18 protein-coding genes and 1 tRNA gene are annotated in these 20,578 nt (G+C 68.4%); 12 read left to right on the forward strand and 7 right to left on the reverse strand.

Annotation, left to right across the window (positions count from 1 at the left end):
* Positions 1-95 precede the first annotated feature (95 nt).
* Entirely contained in the window at positions 96-893 is a 798-nt protein-coding gene (locus tag BJEO58_RS06655) for an ammonia permease (RefSeq protein WP_101588693.1), read from the reverse strand.
* 403 nt (positions 894-1,296) lie between these two features.
* On the opposite strand from BJEO58_RS06655, the gene mshD reads away from it, so the two are divergent.
* The 7 genes from mshD to pstB all read left to right on the forward strand — a co-directional run bounded on the left by mshD (position 1,297) and on the right by pstB (position 9,912).
* Positions 1,297-2,286: a mycothiol synthase gene (gene mshD, locus BJEO58_RS06660; RefSeq protein ID WP_180951855.1), complete on the forward strand. Its 990-nt coding sequence runs from the start codon at positions 1,297-1,299 to the stop codon at positions 2,284-2,286.
* On the forward strand, positions 2,276-4,474 hold the full coding sequence (locus BJEO58_RS06665) for an RNA degradosome polyphosphate kinase (protein ID WP_101588694.1): 2,199 nt from the start codon (positions 2,276-2,278) through the stop codon (positions 4,472-4,474). Before mshD ends, BJEO58_RS06665 begins: the two co-directional genes overlap by 11 nt.
* Positions 4,475-4,485: 11 nt before the next feature.
* Positions 4,486-5,445: an NUDIX hydrolase gene (locus BJEO58_RS06670; RefSeq protein ID WP_308297858.1), complete on the forward strand. Its 960-nt coding sequence runs from the start codon at positions 4,486-4,488 to the stop codon at positions 5,443-5,445.
* 204 nt (positions 5,446-5,649) lie between these two features.
* The gene (locus BJEO58_RS06675) at positions 5,650-6,741 is read left to right on the forward strand and encodes a phosphate ABC transporter substrate-binding protein PstS (protein ID WP_101588696.1); all 1,092 of its coding nucleotides are present in this window, start codon (positions 5,650-5,652) and stop codon (positions 6,739-6,741) included.
* Positions 6,742-6,894: 153 nt separating this feature from the next.
* Positions 6,895-7,866: a phosphate ABC transporter permease subunit PstC gene (pstC, locus tag BJEO58_RS06680; RefSeq protein ID WP_101588697.1), complete on the forward strand. Its 972-nt coding sequence runs from the start codon at positions 6,895-6,897 to the stop codon at positions 7,864-7,866.
* Complete coding sequence (gene pstA / locus BJEO58_RS06685; RefSeq protein ID WP_101588698.1) at positions 7,866-9,071, forward strand: phosphate ABC transporter permease PstA; 1,206 nt, start codon at positions 7,866-7,868, stop codon at positions 9,069-9,071. Before pstC ends, pstA begins: the two co-directional genes overlap by 1 nt.
* 61 nt (positions 9,072-9,132) lie before the next feature.
* Entirely contained in the window at positions 9,133-9,912 is a 780-nt protein-coding gene (pstB, locus tag BJEO58_RS06690) for a phosphate ABC transporter ATP-binding protein PstB (protein WP_101588699.1), read from the forward strand.
* Positions 9,913-10,094: 182 nt separating this feature from the next.
* Here pstB and BJEO58_RS06695 read toward each other — a convergent pair whose 3' ends face one another.
* The 3 genes from BJEO58_RS06695 to BJEO58_RS06705 form a co-directional block, all read right to left on the reverse strand.
* Positions 10,095-11,105, reverse strand: coding sequence for an inorganic phosphate transporter (locus tag BJEO58_RS06695; protein ID WP_101588700.1), 1,011 nt, complete (start codon positions 11,103-11,105; stop codon positions 10,095-10,097).
* A 9-nt stretch (positions 11,106-11,114) separates the two neighbouring features.
* Positions 11,115-11,735 (reverse strand): DUF47 family protein, encoded by a 621-nt coding sequence (locus BJEO58_RS06700; protein ID WP_101588701.1) that lies wholly within the window; start codon positions 11,733-11,735, stop codon positions 11,115-11,117.
* Positions 11,736-11,919: 184 nt separating this feature from the next.
* Complete coding sequence (locus tag BJEO58_RS06705; RefSeq protein WP_246076126.1) at positions 11,920-12,576, reverse strand: hypothetical protein; 657 nt, start codon at positions 12,574-12,576, stop codon at positions 11,920-11,922.
* A 223-nt stretch (positions 12,577-12,799) separates the two neighbouring features.
* On the opposite strand from BJEO58_RS06705, the gene BJEO58_RS06710 reads away from it, so the two are divergent.
* Positions 12,800-13,747: a hypothetical protein gene (locus BJEO58_RS06710; RefSeq protein WP_101588702.1), complete on the forward strand. Its 948-nt coding sequence runs from the start codon at positions 12,800-12,802 to the stop codon at positions 13,745-13,747.
* 106 nt (positions 13,748-13,853) lie between these two features.
* Here BJEO58_RS06710 and poxB read toward each other — a convergent pair whose 3' ends face one another.
* Complete coding sequence (poxB, locus tag BJEO58_RS06715; protein WP_101588703.1) at positions 13,854-15,569, reverse strand: ubiquinone-dependent pyruvate dehydrogenase; 1,716 nt, start codon at positions 15,567-15,569, stop codon at positions 13,854-13,856.
* A gap of 208 nt (positions 15,570-15,777) precedes the next feature.
* Here poxB and BJEO58_RS06720 point away from each other — a divergent pair, with 208 nt between their 5' ends.
* Entirely contained in the window at positions 15,778-16,260 is a 483-nt protein-coding gene (locus tag BJEO58_RS06720; RefSeq protein WP_101588704.1) for a VOC family protein, read from the forward strand.
* A 116-nt stretch (positions 16,261-16,376) separates the two neighbouring features.
* Positions 16,377-16,452 (forward strand) — tRNA-Lys (locus BJEO58_RS06725).
* A gap of 304 nt (positions 16,453-16,756) precedes the next feature.
* On the opposite strand, the gene BJEO58_RS06730 is transcribed toward BJEO58_RS06725, so the two are convergent.
* A complete protein-coding gene (locus tag BJEO58_RS06730; RefSeq protein ID WP_144573893.1) occupies positions 16,757-17,788 on the reverse strand; it encodes a lipid II:glycine glycyltransferase FemX in 1,032 nt (343 codons plus the stop codon).
* 314 nt (positions 17,789-18,102) lie between these two features.
* Here BJEO58_RS06730 and BJEO58_RS06735 point away from each other — a divergent pair, with 314 nt between their 5' ends.
* Entirely contained in the window at positions 18,103-18,789 is a 687-nt protein-coding gene (locus BJEO58_RS06735) for a sugar transferase (RefSeq protein ID WP_281284826.1), read from the forward strand.
* Positions 18,786-19,622, forward strand: a complete 837-nt coding sequence (locus BJEO58_RS06740) for a GNAT family N-acetyltransferase (RefSeq protein WP_101588706.1) — start codon at positions 18,786-18,788, stop codon at positions 19,620-19,622. The genes BJEO58_RS06735 and BJEO58_RS06740 overlap by 4 nt, the downstream gene beginning before the upstream one ends.
* Here the strand turns inward: BJEO58_RS06740 and BJEO58_RS06745 are convergent.
* Positions 19,613-20,557, reverse strand: a complete 945-nt coding sequence (locus BJEO58_RS06745; RefSeq protein WP_101588707.1) for an SDR family oxidoreductase — start codon at positions 20,555-20,557, stop codon at positions 19,613-19,615. The two genes, BJEO58_RS06740 and BJEO58_RS06745, sit on opposite strands and share 10 nt — an antisense overlap.
* Positions 20,558-20,578 lie beyond the last annotated feature (21 nt).

Below are 20,578 nucleotides of genomic sequence, written 5' to 3' on the forward strand. Positions count from 1 at the left end.
AGAGATTCAAAGAACAGGACAAGTCCGGTGTATTCCTCCATGCGCGGCAGTCTATCCCAGCGCGGGGACGCGCTCACACCGGGAGGGCGCTCCCCTCAGACGGGGCCGGCGACGCGGGTGAGGACGTAGACGACCACACCGCCCAGGGCGATGGGCGCGGCCCCCAGAGAGGCGTGGACCGCAAAGAGCCTCGCCTTGTCCCGACGACGCGCCTCGGTCAGAGCCGCAGCCTGGTACTTCGATTCCGCGATGAGTCCCAGGAGTCGGTCCACAGCTGCCGCGAGGACGCCCATGACCGCGCCCAGACCGCCGGCCAGCACGAGCGCCGCCGAATCCCCGCCGACGGCGACGGCCGCGACCAGACCACCCAGGGTGCCTGCGACGACCGCGAGCGGCGACGTGTAGCGGGCCGGCCAGGGAAGTGCCGTCGCGGCGAGCGCGAGGACGACCGCGACGAGCCCCGACAGGATCGTCGTGTGGTCGTTCGTGAGCCGGAACGCCGCCACCCACGTGGCGGCGGACAGTGTGATGGCGAGTCCGGCGACTTGAGCCGACACGTTCACCGTCGCGTGGGAGGCTCCGATTCCGCGCGTCAGGTTCTGCACGAACGCCCACAGGAGCCCCATCCCGACCAGGATGGGCAGCCATTCGAGGAAGGGCCCCTCGTCAGCGAGCACGGTCGCGACGACGCCCGCCCCGCCGAAGACAGCCAGCATGATCGACGTCGCCCGCGGCTGCGGCGAGTCCGTCAGGCGGGGCCAGCCGTAGGCGAAGACCAGCATGACGAGCACCGCCCCCGGGGCGAAGGCCATCGACGGCTTCAGCAGGAACTCGCCCACGAAGGTCGAGGCGCCGAGCACCAGGGTCAGGCACACGGCGATCGCGACTCGCATCCATCTCAACACCCCTCCATCCTGCAACACCCGGCGCTCAACGTCGCATCGGCGCGCACCGGGCACAGGGAATCCGCACGTCGGGCACGACTACACTCGTGACATCCGACACGGACGGAATCCCACTGCCCATCGGCTCGTCTGCCCGCGGACAGGTCAGACGCCCCACCTGGCTGCCCACCCATCGACCGGCCCACCCGGCAGGCGGCCCACCGGTCGACGTGCATATCCGGCGACGGAGGGCCACGCTGGGAACAGAGCAGAGCAGGGCGGACCCGAGCCGACCCCGCGCTCGGAATCGAGCCCGATCCGAGGTTCCGCACGGTGCACCGCCTCGGATGCCGCTTCTCGCCGCGGCACATCCCGCGCAGCGTGCGCGAGCACGACGACTTGGAGGACGCAGATGACTGACACCAACGCCCCGACGCCCGCCGGTTCACCCCGCACGATCGCCCTGTCGTCCCTGGACGCCGCACAGGCGGTGCTGGCCGCCGCGACGCAGTCCGACGGCATCCCGCCGATCTCCGACGGGCTCCTCGAGGCAGCGGCCGACGGCACTGCCGTGATCCTCGGGATCGCCGAGGCCACCGACGATGAGACGACCGGAGGCAAGGCCGCCGCAGGCGACTCGGGCTCACCCGACGCCCCCCTGGCGGGCGTCGGAGTCGCGGCTCTGCAGGGCGAGCGCTGGGCGGCCGAGGCCGCTGTGGCTCCAGAGCACCGCCGCCGAGGCCTGGGCCGCGCTCTCGTCACCGCTCTCGCCGAAGCGGCCCGCGCCTCGGGCGGTGACCCCTGGTTCTGGTCGCACGGCGACCATCCAGCTGCGTACCGCCTCGCGGAGGAGTCCGGACGCCGCCGAGCTCGTGAGCTGCTGCAGCTCACGACCGAGGGAGTGCCCGAGCTGCCCGCGCTGAATGCACCGGAGGGGGTGGTGCTGCGCGACGTACGAGCCGATGACGCGGAGGCCTGGGCCGCGGTGAACAACGCCGCGTTCAGCTGGCATCCCGAACAGGGGGGTCAGGATCCCGCGGACTACCGCCGACGGACCGGGGAACCGGACTTCGACCCCAGCACTGTCGTCATCGCCGAGCGGACCGCCGACGGCAGGGTCCTGGGCTTCCACGAGACGAAGCGGCATGCCACTCACCCGTCCGGCCTCGCGATGGGCGAGGTTCACGTCATCGGCGTCGACCCCGAGGTGCATGCGCGCGGGCTGGGCCGGGCCCTGCTCGTCGAGGGCATGGCGCGGATGATCGCGGACGGCGCGGAGGCGATCGAACTGTACGTCGAGAGCGACAACGAGAAGGCCCTGCCGCTGTACAGGGATGTCGGGTTCTCACGTACGGTTGTCCACGTGAGCTACGAGCCGCCGGAGCGCCCCCATGAACCATGAGACGTATGACGTGACGACCTTCGGCGTGGAGCACGATCTCCCCGCCGCCGCAGACCGGTTCCTGGATCGCGAGCTGTCCTGGCTGGCCTTCAACGAGCGTGTCCTGGACATGGCCGCAGACACGACTCTGCCGCTGCTCGAGCGCGCCAATTTCCTGTCGATCTTCGCCTCCAACCTCGACGAGTTCTTCATGGTCCGCGTCGCGGGGCTCAAGCGGCGGATCTCGACCGGGCTCGCCGTGGCGTCGGTCACGGGAACGCAGCCGCGCACCGCGATGCGCTCGATCACGAAGACCGCCCGCGGCCTCGTGCGTCGCCACGCGGAGCTCTACCGCGACGACATCACCCCCCGCCTCGAGGCGGAGGGGATCTTCGTCGTCGGCCTCGACGACCTCACGGCCTCGGAGCTCGACGGGGTCTCGGAGCTCTTCAGCGAACGGGTGTTCCCGGTCCTCACGCCTCTGGCGGTGGATCCCGCCCACCCCTTCCCGTACGTGTCGGGGCTCTCCCTCAACCTGGGCGTGGTGCTGCGGCATCCGCGATCCGGCGCGGAGCACTTCGCCCGCGTCAAGGTGCCTCCGGTCCTGCCGCGGTTCATCAACGTGTCCGAGTTCGAGGGCACCGGTTCCTCGACTGCGCACACGCCCGGCGCAGAGGCTCCCGTGAGCCCGGAGACGCCCGCCCGGTACCTGCCGATCGAGGACGTCATCACCGCGCACCTCGACTCCCTGTTCGAAGGTATGGAGATCGTGTCCGCCGCGTGCTTCCGGATCACGCGCAACGAGGACCTCGAAGTCGAGGAGGACGACGCGGAGAACCTCCTCAAGGCACTCGAGAAGGAACTGGAGAGGCGCCGCTTCGGGCCCGCCGTCCGCCTTGAGATCACCGAGGACATGCACCCGCGCGTGCGCGAGCTGCTCGTGAACGAGCTGGCGATCGACGAATCGGAGATCTACGAGCTGCCGACCCCGCTCGACCTGCGCGGGCTCGCCATCATCGCCGACGTCCCGCGGGACGACCTCCACTTCGGGAAGGCCGTGCCGATCGTCAGCCGCGACCTGGCCGAGGCCGAATCGTCCGAGCAGCCCGATGTCTTCGGCGCCCTGAGGGAGCGCGAGATCCTCGTGCAGCACCCCTATGAGTCCTTCTCCACGAGCGTGCAGGCCTTCATCGAGCAGGCGGCGCAGGATCCGCACGTCGTCGCGATCAAGCAGTCGCTCTACCGCACCAGCGGAGACTCCCCGATCGTCGACGCCCTGATCGAGGCGGCACAGGCCGGCAAGCAGGTTCTGGCGGTCGTGGAGATCAAGGCCCGGTTCGACGAGGCCAACAACATCACGTGGGCCCGCAAGCTCGAACGGGCCGGGGTCCACGTCGTGTACGGCATCGTGGGGCTCAAGACGCACGCGAAGCTCTGCCTGGTCGTCCGCCACGAAGCGGGCGGGCTGCGCCGCTACGGCCACGTGGGCACCGGCAACTACCACCCGAAGACCGCGCGCGGCTACGAGGACATGGGTCTGCTCACCGCTGATCCGCAGCTGGGCGAAGACATCGCGAAGCTGTTCAATCAGCTGTCCGGCCTGGCACCCGGCACCACCTACTCCCGCCTGCTCGTGGCGCCTGCGCGTGTGCGCGACGGCCTGCTCGAGCACATCATCGAGGCCACGACGCGCGCACGCGCCGGTGAGCGCGCCCGCATCCGCATCAAGGTGAACTCGATCGTCGACGAGCAGATCATCGATCACCTCTACCTCGCATCCCGCGCGGGAGTGAGCGTCCAGCTGTTCGTCCGGGGGATCTGCGCGATCCGCCCCGGCATCCCGGGACTCAGCGAAAACATCCGGGTGCGGTCGATCCTGGGCCGGTTCCTCGAGCACTCGCGGGTGTACGTCTTCGAGTACGGCGACGACTACGAGCGCACGGAGGCGTACATCGGCTCCGCGGACCTCATGCATCGCAATCTGGACCGACGCGTCGAGGCCCTCGTGCACCTGCAGGACCCGCGGCACATCGATGAGGCACGGCAGCTCTTCGAACTCGCGTTCACCGAAGACACCGCACGCTTCGACCTCGATGGCGACGGCCTGTGGACCCGTTCGTCCCTCGATGCGCACGGCGCACCGCTCGCCGACTATCAGACCGCTCTCCACCGAGTCCACCGTCACCGCTGGTCGAGGCAGCGCGGATGAGCCCCTCACCGGTGAGCAACGCCGGAGAGTCTGCGCATCTGCATGCGGACGTCCTCGCCGCCGGATGCGTCCTGTGGCGGGACCGGGCCGGGGAGCTCGAGGTGCTGCTGGTCCACCGTCCCCGCTACCGGGACTGGTCCTGGCCCAAGGGCAAGGTCGACAAGGGCGAGACCCTGCCCGAGGCCGCTGTCCGCGAGGTGCTCGAGGAGACCGGGTACTCGGTCACCCTCGGTCTGCCGCTGCCCAGCGCCCGCTACACCGTGGGCAAGGCGCTGCGCAAGCACGTGTCCTACTGGGCCGCGGAGGTCACCGGGAAGCCCACCGGCACCGTGCAGAATCCCCGAGAGATCGACGAGATCCGCTGGGTGACCGCGGCTCGGGCGAAGGCCATGCTCACACGCTTCGACGATCGGGAGCAGCTCGACAAGGTCGTCCACGCGCATTCCACGGGGACCCTGCGGGCATGGCCCTTCATCATCGTGCGGCACGGGAAGGCATTCCCCCGCGCCAAGTGGCACGAGATCGAGCATGAGCGACCCCTGCTGGCGATCGGCACGCGCCAGTCGCTGGCGCTCACGGGACTGCTGTCCGCGTGGCACCTCAAGAGGCTCGTCTCCAGCCCGTGGAAGCGGTGCGTGGCCACGCTCGCACCGCTGTCCGCCGCGACGGGGAAGAGCATCCGCAAGCGCACGACGCTCAGTGAGAAGGCGAACGCGCAGAACCCGCAGAAGACCCGCGCGGTGCTGGAGAAGATCCTCGTGAAGGGCGTCCCGACCGCGCTGTGCACGCACCGCCCGGTCCTGCCGACCGTCCTCGAGGTTCTCGCAGATCACTCGCCGGCAGGGCTCGCTGAACGCCTCCCGCCGCGCGATCCCTTCATGAATCCCGGCGAGATCCTGGTCGCGTACGTGCGCCCCGGCGCGGTCCCCCGCATCGTCGAGTTCGAGCGCTACCGGCCGATCGACACATGACCTGCGTCACGCGTGACCACGGCGACGATCCCCTGGTGTGACGAGGATCCCAGACGCCGGGCACCTCGTTCACCGGCCGTTCACATTCGACTCCCTTTCGAGTCATACTGCACTCGTAGCGTAGAGACCGCACTCAGAGGGGTATCCCCTGCACCTGGGAACTCTCCCCGGATGCCCCTTACACATGGAGCGAAAGGCACCCACGTGAAGCTCAAGCGTTTCAGTACCGCTGCAGCAGTCCTCGCAGCTGGCGCACTCACCCTCTCCGCCTGCGGCGGAGGATCCGGCAACGGCGAAGGCGGCGAGCCCGCAGCGGACGCCGGTTCCGTCTCCGGCACTCTGATCGGCGGCGGCGCGTCGTCGCAGGAGGCCGCGATGACCGCGTGGACCCAGGGCGTCACCGAGGTCTCCCCCGATCTCACCGTGAACTACGACCCGGTCGGCTCCGGCGCCGGCCGCGAGGGCTTCCTCGCGGGCCAGTACTCGTTCGCCGGTTCAGACGCCGCGATGGACGAGGATGAGCAGGAGCAGGCCGCATCGGTCTGCGGTCCTGAGGGCATCTTCCACGTCCCGTCCTACATCTCCCCCGTCGCGGTCGCCTTCAACCTCGAGGGCGTCGACACCGTGAACATGGATGCGGAGACCATCGCTCAGGTCTTCGCCGGTGAGATCACCGAGTGGAACGACGACGCGATCGCGGAGCAGAACGAGGGCACCGAGCTGCCCGACACGCCGATCACCGTCGTGCACCGCTCCGACGACTCCGGCACCACGGAGAACTTCACCGCGTACCTCAACGAAGCGGCCGGAGACGCCTGGGAGTACGACGAGGTCGAGACCTGGCCGTCCGACATCGCCGCGGAATCCGCTCAGCAGACGTCCGGCGTCGTGTCGCTGGCGGGCAGCACCGACGGCGCGATCACCTACGCGGACGCCTCGCAGGTCGGCGATCTGGGCACCGTCGCGGTGGGCGTGGGCGGCGAGTACGTCGAGTACTCCGCTGACGCCGCCTCGCAGGCCGTCGAGGCCTCGGAGACGAAGGAAGACGGATCGGTCGAGCTCGACCGCGCGACGGAGGAGGCCGGCGTCTACCCGATCGTCCTCGTCTCCTACCACATCTTCTGCCAGCAGTACCAGGACCAGGAGACCGCTGACCTCGCGCAGGCGTTCGGCCAGTACATCATCTCCGAGGAGGGCCAGACGGCCGCCGAGGATTCGGCCGGCTCCGCGCCGATCTCCGACGAGACGCGCACCGCCGCAGCCGAGCGCATCGACAGCATCGCAGTCCAGGGCTGATATAGGCTCCGAACTGGCATCGGCACTGCCGCCGGTTCACTCACACAGTGGACCGGCGGCAGCGTCGTGTCCGTTGCTCGATGCCCATGATTCACAGTTCCACCATGGTTCCGGAGCTCCGTTCCGGACTGCCGAACTCCGAGGGGAGTCATCGTGACTGAGCAGGTCACCGAAGCGAGGGACCCCAAGTCCTCACCCATCACGAAGTCATCGGGGAATGCCTCCGGGGACAAGATCTTCGCCGGTCTGTCGTACGGCGCCGGCGCACTCATCCTCGTGGTGCTCGCGTTCGTCGCGATCTTCCTCGTCACCGAATCGCTGCCCGCGCTGGCGCCCACGCTGTTCTCCGACCAGGACTCGATCAGCAGCGCGGACAACTTCTGGGTCTACGTCGTCCCGCTCATCGGTGGCACGATCATGGCCTCGTTCATCGCCATCCTCATCGCGACGCCGGTCGCCATCGGGATCGCGCTGTACATCTCGCACTACGCACCGCGGCGCATCTCGACGCCGGTCGGCTACGTGATCGACCTGCTGGCCGCGATCCCCTCGGTCGTCTACGGCGCGTGGGGCATGCTCACGCTCTCCACCGCGCTCGTGCCGGTCTACGGCTGGCTGCACGACGTGCTCGGCTTCATCCCCTTCTTCTCCGGCGATCCGTCCACGACGGGGCGTACGCTGCTCACCTCCGGAGTCGTACTCGCCGTGATGATCCTGCCGATCATCACGGCGCTCTGCCGTGAGATCTTCCTCCAGACCCCCAAGCTGCACGAAGAGGCGGCTCTGGCACTGGGGGCGACGCAGTGGGAGATGATCAGGATGACCGTCTTCCCCTTCGCCCGCGCGGGCATCATCTCCTCCGTCATGCTGGGACTGGGCCGCGCGCTGGGTGAGACCATGGCCGTCACCCTCGTCCTGTCCGGCGGCGTCTTCACGCTCAGCCTCATCTCGTCGGGCAATCAGACCATCCCGTCGGAGATCGCGCTCAACTTCCCTGAGGCGTTCGGCATGCGCCAGTCCGAACTCGTCGCGGCCGGCCTCATGCTCTTCATCATCACGCTTGCGGTGAACATGGTCGCCCGCGCGATCGTCAACCGCAACAAGGAATTCTCGGGAGCCAACTGATGTCGACAGCAGTGAAGAAGACAGTCGAGGGGGCCTCCCCCGACCCGAAGGCGTCGAAGAACGGCAAGTCCTCGAGGAACGGCAACGCCTTCACCGCGGGTCAGAAGCCGCGCTGGGTGTGGGCCGTCGTGCTCGCCGGTGCCCTCGTCGTCGGTGCGGGCATCACCGTCGTGCTCGGAGGTGAGGGCTTCTCCGTCACGGGGTGGCTCATCTTCTCCGCCATCCTGTACGTCATCGGCATGTACGTGACGACCCGCGTGATGGAGAACAGGCGCCGTGCGACGGACGGCCTGTGGCGCAACCTGGTGTGGGCGGCATTCGTCGTCGCACTCATCCCGCTGGTGTCCCTCCTCTGGACGGTGTTCGCGCAGGGACTGCCCACGCTCATCGCCAATCCGAGCCTGTTGACAGAGGACATGAGCACGACCAACGGGGCCACGGACCAGGCCACGGTGGATGAGGGAGAATCACTCGCCGGCGGGTTCGTCCACGGTCTCATCGGCACGCTCATGATCACCGTGCTCGCCACGCTCATCTCCGTGCCGATCGGTCTCATGGCCTCGATCTATCTGACCGAATACAGCCGGGGCGGCCTGTTCGCGCGCTCCATCACCTTCTTCGTCGACGTCATGACGGGCATCCCGTCGATCGTCGCCGGTCTCTTCGCGTTCGCAGCCGTCCAGCTGTTCGTCACGACGTTCATCGGAACCGGTCCTGCCCAGCTCCAGATGGTCAAGATGGGACTCACCGCGTCGATCGCCCTGTCCGTGCTCATGATTCCGGTCGTCGTCCGGTCGACGGAGGAGATGCTCCGCGTCGTGCCGAACGAGCTGCGCGAGGCATCGTACGCCCTGGGCGTCCGCAAGTGGCAGACGATCATGAAGGTCGTCCTCCCCACATCGATCTCCGGCATCGCCTCCGGCGTGACCCTCGCGATCGCCCGCGTCGCAGGTGAGACCGCTCCGATCCTCGTCACCGCGGGCTTCCTCGCCACGACGACCTGGAACCCGTTCAACGGCTGGATGACGGCGCTGCCCGTCTACATCTATCGTCAGCTCATCAACCCGACAGCTCCCGGCGCTCCGCTGCCGTCGGAGCTGCGTGCATGGGCCGCCGCGCTCGTGCTCATCGTCATCGTGATGCTGCTCAACCTCATCGCCCGCATCGTCGCCAAGGCATTCGCGCCGACGAAGACCGGGCGCTGACCCAGGCGCGAGCAGGCACGAGCAGGCACGAGCAGGCACAGAAGCAAAGGAACGAAGACCCATGGCAAAGCGCATCGACGCAGTCGACCTCAACGTCTACTACGGCAGCTTCCTCGCCGTCCAGGATGTGAACATCCGCATCGAGCCGCGGGCCGTCACGGCCTTCATCGGTCCGTCCGGGTGCGGTAAGACAACCTTCCTCCGCACGATCAACCGCATGCATGAGGTGCTGCCCGGCGCATACGCCGACGGCAAGATCCTCCTGGACGGTGACAACATCTACGACGCCGGCGTGGACCCGGTGACCATCCGCGCGGAAGTGGGCATGGTCTTCCAGCGCCCCAATCCGTTCCCCACGATGTCCATCCGTGAGAACGTGCTCGCCGGCTACAAGCTCAACGGCACGCGCCTGTCGAAGTCCGACGCGGATGCGATCCTGGAGAAGTCGCTGCGCGGCGCGAACCTGTGGAACGAGGTCAAGGACCGCCTCGACAAGCCGGGCTCCGGGCTGTCGGGCGGCCAGCAGCAGCGCCTCTGCATCGCCCGCACGGTGGCCGTCGAACCGTCCGTCATCCTCATGGACGAGCCGTGCTCTGCGCTCGACCCGATCTCCACTCTGGCCGTCGAGGACCTCATCAACCAGCTCAAGGAGGACTACACGGTCGTCATCGTCACGCACAACATGCAGCAGGCCGCACGCGTGGCGGACAAGACCGCGTTCTTCAACATCCAGGGGACCGGTCAGCCGGGCCAGCTCATCGAGTACGCGGACACCAAGACGATCTTCCAGAACCCGGAGAACGAGCAGACGCTCAACTACATCTCCGGCCGCTTCGGATGATCCGACGGGACAGCTGACCCGACGGGCCGAATGAGGGAGACGGGGCCGGACCCAGCGTCCGGTCCCGTCTCCGTCATTCAGCACGACTCCCTGTCGTTCAGCACGACTGTGCAGCCCAGCAGGGCGGCCACGCGGTCAGGTGCACCCGTCTGAGCCGGCCGCACCTCTGTGACCCGACCTGCTCAGACGCCCATGAGGATGAGCAGTCCTGCGAGCGCCGCGCCCAGGACCGCCGGCACGGGGATCCCCAGCAGTGCGGCGCCGATGACCGGGTAGAGGAACCGTGTGCGGATGTGGCCCCGCCTGCCGGAGAACTGCGTGCCGACGTTCGCCGCGGACACGGTGTAGACGATCGAGACGGGCACCGCGACGGCGAAGGCCGACACGAGTGTGGTGGTCGCTGCGACGCCGTTCGCGATGACGGACTTGAGCGGATCGAGCTTCACCATCCGCACCGCGACCGTACGAGCGACCCGCCAGCCTGAGGTGACGGTGCCGACAGCCAGTGCCGTCGCGATGAGGAGCCGGACCGGCCAGCCGACCGTCGTGTCCTCCCCCGCCGCGAAGTCGATCCCCTCATAGGCGAGGACCGCCATCGCGAGCACGGCAGCGGACTTCTGCGCGTCCTGCACTCCGTGACCCAAGGACAGGAGCCCCGTCATCACCGCGTCCGCCGCCCGCGCAGTGCGGAACAGCGGCTTGGGCGCAGACGTCGCTGCGAGACGGGTGACGACGGCAGTGACCAGAGCGGACAGGCCCAGCACGACGAGCGGTGCGGTCAGAAGCGGCAGGATGAGCCGCATGAGCATGCCCTCGAAGTCGGCGACGGCTCCGTACACCAGGCCCGCTCCCAGCACCCCGCCCACCAGGCTGTAGGAGGACGACACGGGCACGGCCAGCAGATAGGTCACGATCCCCCACGCCGTCGCCGCGGTCATGCCCGCGACGATGACGGAGAGGATGCCGTGCGGGTCGTGAGGCAGCGACACCGTGTTCTCCGCGACTGCCAGGGCGACTCCCTGGCCCAGGAGTGCACCGATGAAGTTGAAGGCTCCTGACAGCCACAGTGCGATGCGGGGACTCAGCGCACGGTTCGCGACGGCGTTGCCGACTGTGGCACCCGCATCATGGAAGCCGTTGACGAAGGCGAACGCGGTGACGGAGACGACCGCGACGACGAAGAGGAGCTCCACGTTCCCCGCTCAGGATTCGCGGACGGCGATTTCGGCCACGACTGTGCCGATGGAGGTGAAGGAACGGGCCGACTCGTAGAACGTCTGCCCCAGCAGGGTCGCCGCAGCCAGGTACGCCAGCCCCCTCCGCGCCGCGGGCACCGCGTCGGACACCTGCAGGTGCAGGGCCTCCGCCCGGTAGAAGAGCCGTGACATCGCTTCCACGTACTGCCACTGATCCGGCTTGCCCGGCAGCCGCTTGAGCATGCTGTGCGTCTGGTCCGTCGCATTCGACAGCAGGGCGAGCATCTCGAGCACACCCACGGGGAGATCTTCGAAGGCGGAGGACGACAGAGCGAAGCCCACGGATTCGAGCCGGTGCGTCGACTGGCACAGCGAGTTGGTGAGGCGATAGAGGGCGTCGCGGTCGATCGGCGTCGCGTAGTTCTCCCGCAGAGCCCGCAGCACCGCCGCTTCCGCCGCATCCGCCTCATCGGAGACGGCTGCCAGTCGACCGGCTGCCTCGCGGCGCTCCTCGACGGGGATGCCGGACAGCTCCGCGAGGATCAGGCTGCTCTGCCGCAGGCTGGAGGAGATGGCGGTGAGGTGCGTGAAGTACTCCGCCTCGTGAGACGTACGGCGCAGGCGCACAGGAAGACCATCCTCGCTGATTCGGAAAATGGGGTGGGTGCCGGACTGAGAGCGCCTCTCGGCGTTAGGCCGCTCGAAGCGGCGTGTGTTGGAGCCCGGGGCTTCAGCAGCCCGACACCCGGTGTGGCCCGAAGGCCACGGCACCAGTCTAACGACTCGTGCCGCAGACATCACGCCAGTGGTCTCACGCCAGTTCGTGCGCGCGATGCGAGCGCGCTGAGGAGGTGAGGTCGGTCGCAAGCTGCTCGAACGCCCGCGAGTCGTCCTGCCTGCCCAGCTCCCAGCGGCCGGCGGCGGCGACCTCGGCGAAGGCGGCGGCCCGCAGCAGGGCCATGGTGAAGTCGCCGCGGAAGGCCCCGGCGAGGATCTCGTCCGCAGCGCGGACGACCTCATCGGGGCCGGGAGGATCCTCGATCCCCGCCACCAGCTCCGCCAGATACGCGTCGACGCGGATGCGACCGCCCAGGCCCTCGGCCCGGGACACAGTGCGTCCGGTCATGTACTCCTCTGCCGATCGCCGAGGATTGCGGATGATCCATTCGCGCAGGGCATAGAGCCGCCAGAGGACGCCGGGCAGCGACACGGCGGGCGCTGAGGCCCAGATCTCCGCGATCGCCTCGAGGCCGATCTCGTCGGCCAGGTGGACGAAGCGGCTCGTCGCCGCATCGTCACGGGCGGCGCGGTCGGCGTCGTCGGCAGCGGCGGGCGCGCCCTCGGTGTTCCCGTAGACCAGGAGCGAGGCCGCAGCGTGCGCGAGTTCGGCCAGCTGGGCGGGATCCGGGTGGGTGGCGTACCCCTCGAGATCCGCCTTCGGAAGGGGCTTATGGTGTCTGCGCATCATGCCTCAGGCTACTCCTCGAGCCTGGACAGCAGCGCGATCCCGCAGTTCCCGAGCGTCACTCCAGTGGTCTCTGAGCCTCCCTCCGCTTCTCACCTGGGTCGCCTCCGGGAACTCACAGGAATGCGGACATGTCCAGGTTGTGTTTGTACTGTCGTGGGAGTCTCCCCGCCACAGCGCTCCTGCCGCTGGAGACGAATGCTTCGAAGGCCCTTGAGGAGGACCTATGACATCGCAGACCACCGCTTCGAGGGGACTGGGCGCAGCTCACACGTTCGCGTTCACGAAGGACGGGGAGCTCCGCCCCCAGGCGCAGACTCTGCTGGGCAGGGCGCTGTCCGTCCAGCGGCCGGTCGTGCTCGCCTACATCCGCAGCGTCCGCCGGCGCCATCCGCACGCCTCCCCGAGCGAGATCGCAGAGCTCCTCCGCAGGCACTACGTGAACCTCGCCATGGGGGGCGGCGCAGCAGTGGGCGCGACCGCTGTCGTCCCCGGCATCGGCACCGGGGCGGCGCTCGGTCTTGCCGCTGTCGAGACGGGCGGCTTCCTGGAGTTGTCCGCCCTGTACTCCCAGTCGCTCGCAGAGCTGCACGGCATGCAGGTGCGCGAACCCAAGCGCGCGAATGCGCTCGTCATGGGACTCATGCTGGGCGGATCCGGCAAGGACCTCGTCCGTCAGTTCTCCGACCAGATCGAGGGCGGCCCGCCCGTCCACTCGAACTTCGGTGCGCTCGTGACGACGCAGATCCCCTCCGTCGTGATGGACACGGTCGTGCGGAAGCTGCGCAAGAAGCTCATCCGCACCTACGCCGCACGCACCGGCGGATCGATCGTGGGGCGCGCGCTGCCGTTCGGCGTGGGCGCCGTCGTCGGCGGCACCGCCAATCGCATCATGGCCAACACCGTCGTGAAGAATGCGCGGAACGCCTTCGGCGACATGCCGAACCACTTCTCGCCGGACCTCGACCCGTCATCCAGCAGCCCGCTGCGCGACGCGGACATCACCGCAGGGCTGCGCCATCTCATGGCGGTCGCGTCCCGGCGGAGGGGGAAGCAGGACATCGAGGGAGAAGCCGTCGACCAGCTGGGACTGCCCGGCATCGACGAGGCGACGGGCGAAGACGGCGACGCGCCCGAGGTCCCCCGCACCTGGCGGCCGGACCCTCGCCTCTGAGAGACGATGACGCTCCGTCGGGCAGGTGCACCTGCATCTGCACCTGAGACTGCACCTGCACCGAGGGTCGTCCGGCCTACGGCGCGGCTCCACCGCGACCTCAGATTCAGAGCAGCTGGCGCAGATTCGCCTTCGCGAGGTCGATGAGCTCGTCGCCGCGCCCGGACAGGACGGTGCGGACAGCGAAGAGTGCGAAGCCGGCCGCCTGCTGTGCCTTGATCGACGGGGGCATGGAGAGCTCCTGCCGCTCCACCACGACGTCCAGCAGCGCGGGGCCGTCATGCGCGAGGAACGCTTTCACCGTCTCCTCGAGCTCCTGGGGCTTCTCGACTCGGAACCCCTTGATGCCGACCGCATCCGCGATCGCCGCGAAGTCGGTGCTGCCGAGGTCCGTCGCATGGGTGACGAAGCCGGCGGCCTTCATCTCCAGTTCGACGAAGTTGAGCGAGTCGTTGTTGTAGACGACGGTCTTCACCGGCAGATCGTACTGGTGGACGGTCAGCAGCTCGCCCATGAGCATCGACAGTCCGCCGTCGCCGGCCATCGCGATCACCTGACGGTCCGGGTAGGCGGACTGCGCACCGATCGCCTGCGACAGCGCGTTCGCCATCGACCCGTGGCTGAAGGACCCGATGAGGCGCCTCTTCCCGTTCATCGTGAGGTGACGGGCGGCCCACATGACGGGTGAGCCGACGTCGGGCAGGAAGACCGCATCGTCCGTCGCCCCTTCGTCGAGCAGCCGTGTGAGGTACTGCGGGTGGATCCGCCGGCGTGCCGGGGTCGCGAGGTCGTCGAGCTCCTTCCGGGTCCTGCCGTAGTGCTTCACCATCCGGGCGAGGTGCTTCGCGTCCTCCTGCTGGGTGAGCATCGGCAGGAGCGCTGCGACGGTCGAGCGGACGTCACCGACGAGCGGGTGGTCGACGCGTGTCCGCCGACCGATCTGGCCGCCGCGGATGTCCACCTGGATGACCGTCGCGTCCTGCGGGAGGAACTGCGGGTAGGGGAAGTCGGTGCCGAGCATGACGAGCGTCTCCGCCTGCATCATCGCGTGGTAGCCGGACGCGAAGCCCAGCAGCCCCGACATCCCCACGTCGTAGGGATTGTCATGCTCGATGAACTCCTTGCCGCGCAGCGCGTGGACGATGGGGGCCTGCAGCCTCTCCGCCAGCTCGATGACCTGATCGCGCGCCCCGTCGACGCCCGCACCGGCGAGGATCGTCACCTTCGTGCAGTCGTTGAGCGCCTGCGCGGCGCCTGCCAGCGCCGGCCCGGCCGGGACGGTGGCGGATGCGGTGGGGAGGACGGCCTCGGCGGCGGTGTCGATCCGCGTGAGCAGCACATCGCCGGGGATGACGAGGACTGCCGGGCCGCGCTGGGACAGTGCCTCCCGCAGTGCGATGCGCAGCAGTCGCGGCAGCTGCTCCGCACTGCTGACGTGCTCGATGTAGACACTGGACTCGCGGAAGAGCTCCTGCGGGTGCGTCTCCTGGAAGTAGCCGGTGCCGATCTCCTCGCTGGGGATCTGAGCGGCGATCGCCAGCACCGGCACACGCGAGCGCATCGCGTCGTACAGCCCGTTCACGAGGTGCGTGTTGCCCGGGCCGCAGGAGCCTGCGCAGGCGGCGAGTGCACCGGTGAGTCCGGCTTCAGCGGAGGCGGCGAAGGCGGCTGCCTCCTCGTGACGAGTGCTGAACCAGCTGATCCCGTCCGTGCCGCGCAGGGCATCCGTGAAGCCGTTGAGGGAATCGCCTGCGATCCCGTAGACGCGGCTCACGCCGCTCGCTGCGAGTGTGTCCACGATGTGCTGCGCGGCGGTGGGCATGGCGTTCTCCTGACGGATCTGCGACGTGTGTCCATCCACGAGCCTAGCCCCGCGCACCGCTGGAAGGCAGGGAGGCTGTGGGCCATGCGCCCGGGCAGGTCGGTACGAGGGCACGCCCCGTCAGCGGCAGATCACCGCCCGGTGTGAATCGTCTTCGGAGCGCGGCGGCCCCCTTCCCTGAGTGGACGGGAGCAACCAGGCTGGGGCCATGACTGGAGAAACGGATCCTCGGAACCCCTCGGACATCGACCGCGCCGGGATCGGCGCGCATGAACAGGCGGCGGGCGCGGGCCGGGGAGCCGCGACCCCCACCGTGTGGGTGACCCTGCAGGCTCAGGACGCCGAAGCTCTCATCATCTACCTGACAGAGTCATTCGGCTTCCGGCTCACCGCGCGCCATGACGACGGAGACACCGTCGCCCACGCAGAGCTGCTGTGGCCCGAGGGTGCGGGCGGCCTGATGCTCGGGTCGTACCGGGAGGGCCGCGAGTGGTCGCGGAGGCCCGGCACAGCAGGCACGTACGTCGTCGTGCAGGATGTCGACGCGCTGCACGAACGGGCGCAGCGGGCGGGGGCTGAGGTCGTCAGTCCGCTCGTCGACACCGACTACGGCAGCCGTGAGTTCACGGTGAAGGACCCGGAAGGGAATCTCTGGTCCTTCGGCACGTATGCGGGTGTGCCGATGCCCTGAGGGAAGGCAGGACCTGTGAGGACAGGGCGGCGCCGCGCACGCACCGGTGCTGTGCACTGGCCGGTTCTGTGGACTCACCGGTTCTGTGGACCGTGCCGGTTCTGTAGACTCTGCGTGGGCCTATAGCTCAGTTGGCAGAGCAACGGACTTTTAATCCGTGGGTCGTGGGTTCGATCCCCACTGGGCCCACCAACGTCGGGGCGCTGATCACGGAGGGCCCCACCGGCCGGCGCTCCACCATCGGCAGGAGCAGTCCCGGTCGCAGGTGACGACAACGGGGTTCACACCCGGCATCCATGCTCCTCGCTCTGAGAGTGCGCGCCACCGGTTCCCGCCATCCACCACGGGCATCGTGCCGTGGTGGATGGCGGGAACCATCATCGTCAGCGATGCGATCGTGGCGGTGGTCGCAAGCCGGTCGGCGCTGGAATGCACGACGACGCCCCGAAGGCGAGGGGTGGGGCGGCAGCTCCTCCCCGGACTCGGCCTCCGGGGCCTACCTGTCAGCGCCCCGCGTCTCTGAGCCTGCCGGCACCGGCTGCGGACCCTCCGGCAGCGGCCGCCGATACAGCGGGAAGAACTCCGCGTCGTCGTCCCACTGCATACCCGCCGCGTCGAACTCACGCCGCCGCTCTCCCACGAGCGCCTCGAATGCGACCGGGTCGAGGACCCTCTCACCGGTGTGGAACATCACTCCGCCATCCGGCGCGAAACGTCGCTTGTACCGTTCCAGGCCGTCGCCCGGCGTCACCCCGCCGCCGAGCACGTACCTCCGGCAGCCGATCTCTCTCGCCCAGTTCATGGAGTGGTACTCCATGAACTCCGTAGGCCGCAGTCCGAGCGCCGCCTCCTCTGTTCCGCCGAGGAATGCGTACGCCGTGTCGGCGCCCAGCAGCATCAGATTCGCAGCGACGGCTCGACCGTCGTGGATCGCGAAGACCAGCGCGGCCCGATCCCCCAGCGCGGACGTCAGCCGTGCGAAGAACGCACGGTCGAATCGATACCAGTCGTCGCTCGCACGGCGCTCCATCGTGCCGCGGTATATCCGTGCGAAGTCGTCGAGGCGCGAGCAGTCGGTATCGATCTCCACCCTCATCTCGCCGCGCAGTGCTCTCCTGAAGGCCTGCCTCACCTTCTTGTGGAGGCCCGCCCAGAGCTCTTCTTCGTCAGCCGGCAGCTCACTGACGGAATTGAGATTCCGCGGTCGCCGAGTGCCCGGGTATGGCAGGACGTCGTCGAACAGAGAGAACCTGATGAACTCTGCGACCACGCCGTGGTCCCCTGCCCACCGGTCGAACTCCTCCCAGAAGCGCCAGGCGAGCTCAGCGTCACTGTCCGGCCCCCAGCGCAGGGGTCCTCCATAGCCGTACGGGGAGCTGATGTCGCTCTTCGGGCCTCCGTCGATCGAACGCATCACGAACGGATAGAGGACTGTCGAGCGGTCGAGGTCCATGACCGCCGCCAGCAGCCTGCCGTCCGGTGGGCAGACCAGATCGCCGTATCCCGGGTGGGCGTAGGGGAGCTGCATGGGTGACCTCTCCCAGACCGCTACCCACTCGCTCCGATCCTCCACCGAATCCAGCACTCGAAAACCCACCACGCATCAGCCCCCTTCTCGTTCGACCGCAGAGATCCCTCGCCGCAGATATTTCCCTTTTCGAAATCAATGACGACCGACACGCTACCGACAGCACCCGCACTGCAGGCTCGCTCCACGGGCGTGATGCGGGACTCCGCAGGTGGAGGGCGGGAGCCCGCACAACCCGCGCGCAGTCCGTGGCCTTCGGCTGATACAAGCGATAGAAGTGACGGAGCGGCGCCAACGGACGGAAGGGAACAGGCATGCACACTGAGCTCTCTCTGCGGGAGGCAATGGGTCAGCACTGCCCTCCTGCCCACCGGAGGCTCACCCCGGCCCGCCTCCTGCTGAAGCGAGCGCTGGACGTCGTCGGGGCTCTGACCGCTCTCGTGCTCCTGGGCCCGGTGATCATCGGGGTCGGCATCGCCGTGCGGATCCGACTGGGCAGGCCGATCGTCTTCTCGCAGTCGCGCCCCGGACGCCACGGCGCACTGTTCCGCATGATCAAGTTCCGCACGATGAGCACTGCGGTGGACTCTGCGGGCGCGCCCCTCCCCGACGGCCAGCGACTCACCGCCTTCGGACGGGCCCTGCGCCGCACCAGCCTCGATGAGCTGCCCGAGCTGTTCAATGTCCTCACCGGCGACATGTCCCTCGTCGGCCCGCGCCCTCTGCTGGAGGAATACACCGCGTACTTCACCGATGCTGAGGCGAAGCGCCTCCTGGTGCGCCCGGGGATCACGGGCCTTGCTCAGGTGCACGGCCGCAACACAGTGGGCTGGGACGATCGGCTGGCCCTCGACGTCGAGTATGTGGAGAACCTGTCCATCCGCGGGGACACCCGCCTCGTCCTCGCCACGGCCTGCGCAGTGCTCCGACGCGACGGGGTGGTGGAGGACCCGTCCGCCGCCATGGAGGACCTCGATGTCGAGAGGGCCCGGCGTCTATGATCTGCCCGCCGCGGGGCGACCTGCAGTTCAGGGGCCTGGCCGAGGAACACCTCACCTTCTTCGGAGACGCCCTCCAGGCCTCCGTGGAGCCGGAGCACCGTCCCTACGTCGTCGACAACCAGCACGGGTACCTCGACTACCTGCGGCTGGTCATCGACTTTCCCGTGTCGTTCCCCCACCACCGCCTGCGCGTCCTCGCTGATGCTCACGGCCGCCCAGCGGCATTCGCCGACTTCCGCGTGCATCCTCCCGCTCGCGGCTTCCTGTCCTCACTCGTCGTGTTCCCACCGTTCCGGGGCCGAGGGCTCGGGAAGCGCATCCTCCGCGCGTTCGCCGACGAGTTCCCCGCTGTGACAGAGCTCGGCCTGGATGTCTTCGCCGACAACTCTCCGGCGATCGGGCTCTACACGGCGATCGGATTCCACCGGGTCGCCTCCCACCACTGGCTGGTCAGAGAAGTCCGACCCGGCCCGCACCCCGTCGCCCTCACGGACCTGCCCCAGGGGCTCGGCATGCATGCGGCCCACGGTTTCGCGAGCTTCACCGCCGAGCACAGGGGATCACACACCAGGGTCGGACTGATCGGCGATCACGTGATCAACTGCTTCGAGGAGGCCACGTTCACGGACCACGCACTCCTCTCAGCCATCGCACGGACCTTCACGAGCAGACGGACATCCGCGGGCGGGATGACTGCGTTCCACTCCACGACGAACCGCGACCTGAGCGGATCGCCGCGGGTCGCACACGTGAACACCTCGGAGCGGATGGTGCTGACCGACATGTCGCGACTGCGCGGATCAGCCGCCCGGCCCGGTCAGACTCAGCGGTAGTCGGCGATGTCGATCTCATCCGCAGACGACGAGTCCAGAGCCGCGATGAACGACCACGCGTCAGGGCGGGACCCGTCCACGTCGGAGAGCCCGTAGTGCTGCGCGAGCTCGAAGGAGCTCGTCGATCGGGTGTTCCACTCTTCACGCTGCGGATCGGCGGCCAGAGCCGTGATCCCTCGGGCCAGCAGCGCGGGAGTCTCGGAGATGACGAAGTCATACGGCGGCACGGCGTCCTCGCGGCCACGGTTCGCCTCGGCCGCCGCCCGCCAGTTCTCTTCAGTGACGCCGAAGCCGTCGAGCATCATCTCGGAACGCAGCCATCCCGGCGTCACGGAGACCGCCGTCCCACCACGGTCCTTCAGGTCGTGCCCCTCGGCGAACGCCAGCCGGTCCACGGCGGTCTTGGTGAGGTCGAGGAAGACCGTCGATCGGTACTGCCGGGCGTTGAACTCCCGCGTGCCATCGGTGATCTCGATGACGAGGCCTCCCGGGGTCCTGCTGAGCAGGCCCAGAGCGGCATGACTGGTGATGAGGTGGGTCACGAATCCGGTGTCGAACAGCTTCATCCCCTGCTCCCAGTCGTAGTCCCACAGGGGGACGTCGAAGTCGACGTAGGCCTCTCCCCCGATGTCGTTCACGAGTATGTCGAGCCGCCCCTGCGCGGACTCGATCCGGGCGATGAGCGACTCGACCTGCGAGCGGTACCGGTGATCCACGGCCACGGCAGTGGCTGTTCCACCGGCCTCTGCGATGAGCTCTGCAGTTCCCTCGATCGTCTCCGTCCGGTCATAGTCCGAGCCCTGGGTCCGGGTGGAGCGTCCGGTGCAGTACACATGGGCACCGGCGGCGGCGAGTTCCCGGGCGATCGCTCGGCCTGCGCCGCGCGTCGCGCCCGTCACCAGTGCGATCCGGCCGGTGAGTGGCGATGCATCCACAGTGCGTCCCTTCAGGTCGAT

The sequence above is a fragment of the Brevibacterium jeotgali genome (assembly GCF_900169175.1).
GTDB classification, from domain to species: domain Bacteria; phylum Actinomycetota; class Actinomycetes; order Actinomycetales; family Brevibacteriaceae; genus Brevibacterium; species Brevibacterium jeotgali.

What these genes read in the sequence shown, in the direction of transcription:
- BJEO58_RS06705 (WP_246076126.1), bottom strand. Translation starts at nt 12,576, where the DNA reads ATGATGCGCAGACACCATAAGCCCCTTCCGAAGGCGGATCTCGAGGGG.
- BJEO58_RS06655 (WP_101588693.1), bottom strand. Translation starts at nt 893, where the DNA reads ATGCGAGTCGCGATCGCCGTGTGCCTGACCCTGGTGCTCGGCGCCTCG.
- mshD (WP_180951855.1), top strand. Translation starts at nt 1,297, where the DNA reads ATGACTGACACCAACGCCCCGACGCCCGCCGGTTCACCCCGCACGATC.
- poxB (WP_101588703.1), bottom strand. Translation starts at nt 15,569, where the DNA reads ATGCCCACCGCCGCGCAGCACATCGTGGACACACTCGCAGCGAGCGGC.
- BJEO58_RS06730 (WP_144573893.1), bottom strand. Translation starts at nt 17,788, where the DNA reads ATGCAGCTCCCCTACGCCCACCCGGGATACGGCGATCTGGTCTGCCCA.
- pstA (WP_101588698.1), top strand. Translation starts at nt 7,866, where the DNA reads ATGTCGACAGCAGTGAAGAAGACAGTCGAGGGGGCCTCCCCCGACCCG.
- pstB (WP_101588699.1), top strand. Translation starts at nt 9,133, where the DNA reads ATGGCAAAGCGCATCGACGCAGTCGACCTCAACGTCTACTACGGCAGC.
- BJEO58_RS06665 (WP_101588694.1), top strand. Translation starts at nt 2,276, where the DNA reads ATGAACCATGAGACGTATGACGTGACGACCTTCGGCGTGGAGCACGAT.
- BJEO58_RS06720 (WP_101588704.1), top strand. Translation starts at nt 15,778, where the DNA reads ATGACTGGAGAAACGGATCCTCGGAACCCCTCGGACATCGACCGCGCC.
- BJEO58_RS06710 (WP_101588702.1), top strand. Translation starts at nt 12,800, where the DNA reads ATGACATCGCAGACCACCGCTTCGAGGGGACTGGGCGCAGCTCACACG.
- BJEO58_RS06740 (WP_101588706.1), top strand. Translation starts at nt 18,786, where the DNA reads ATGATCTGCCCGCCGCGGGGCGACCTGCAGTTCAGGGGCCTGGCCGAG.
- BJEO58_RS06735 (WP_281284826.1), top strand. Translation starts at nt 18,103, where the DNA reads ATGCACACTGAGCTCTCTCTGCGGGAGGCAATGGGTCAGCACTGCCCT.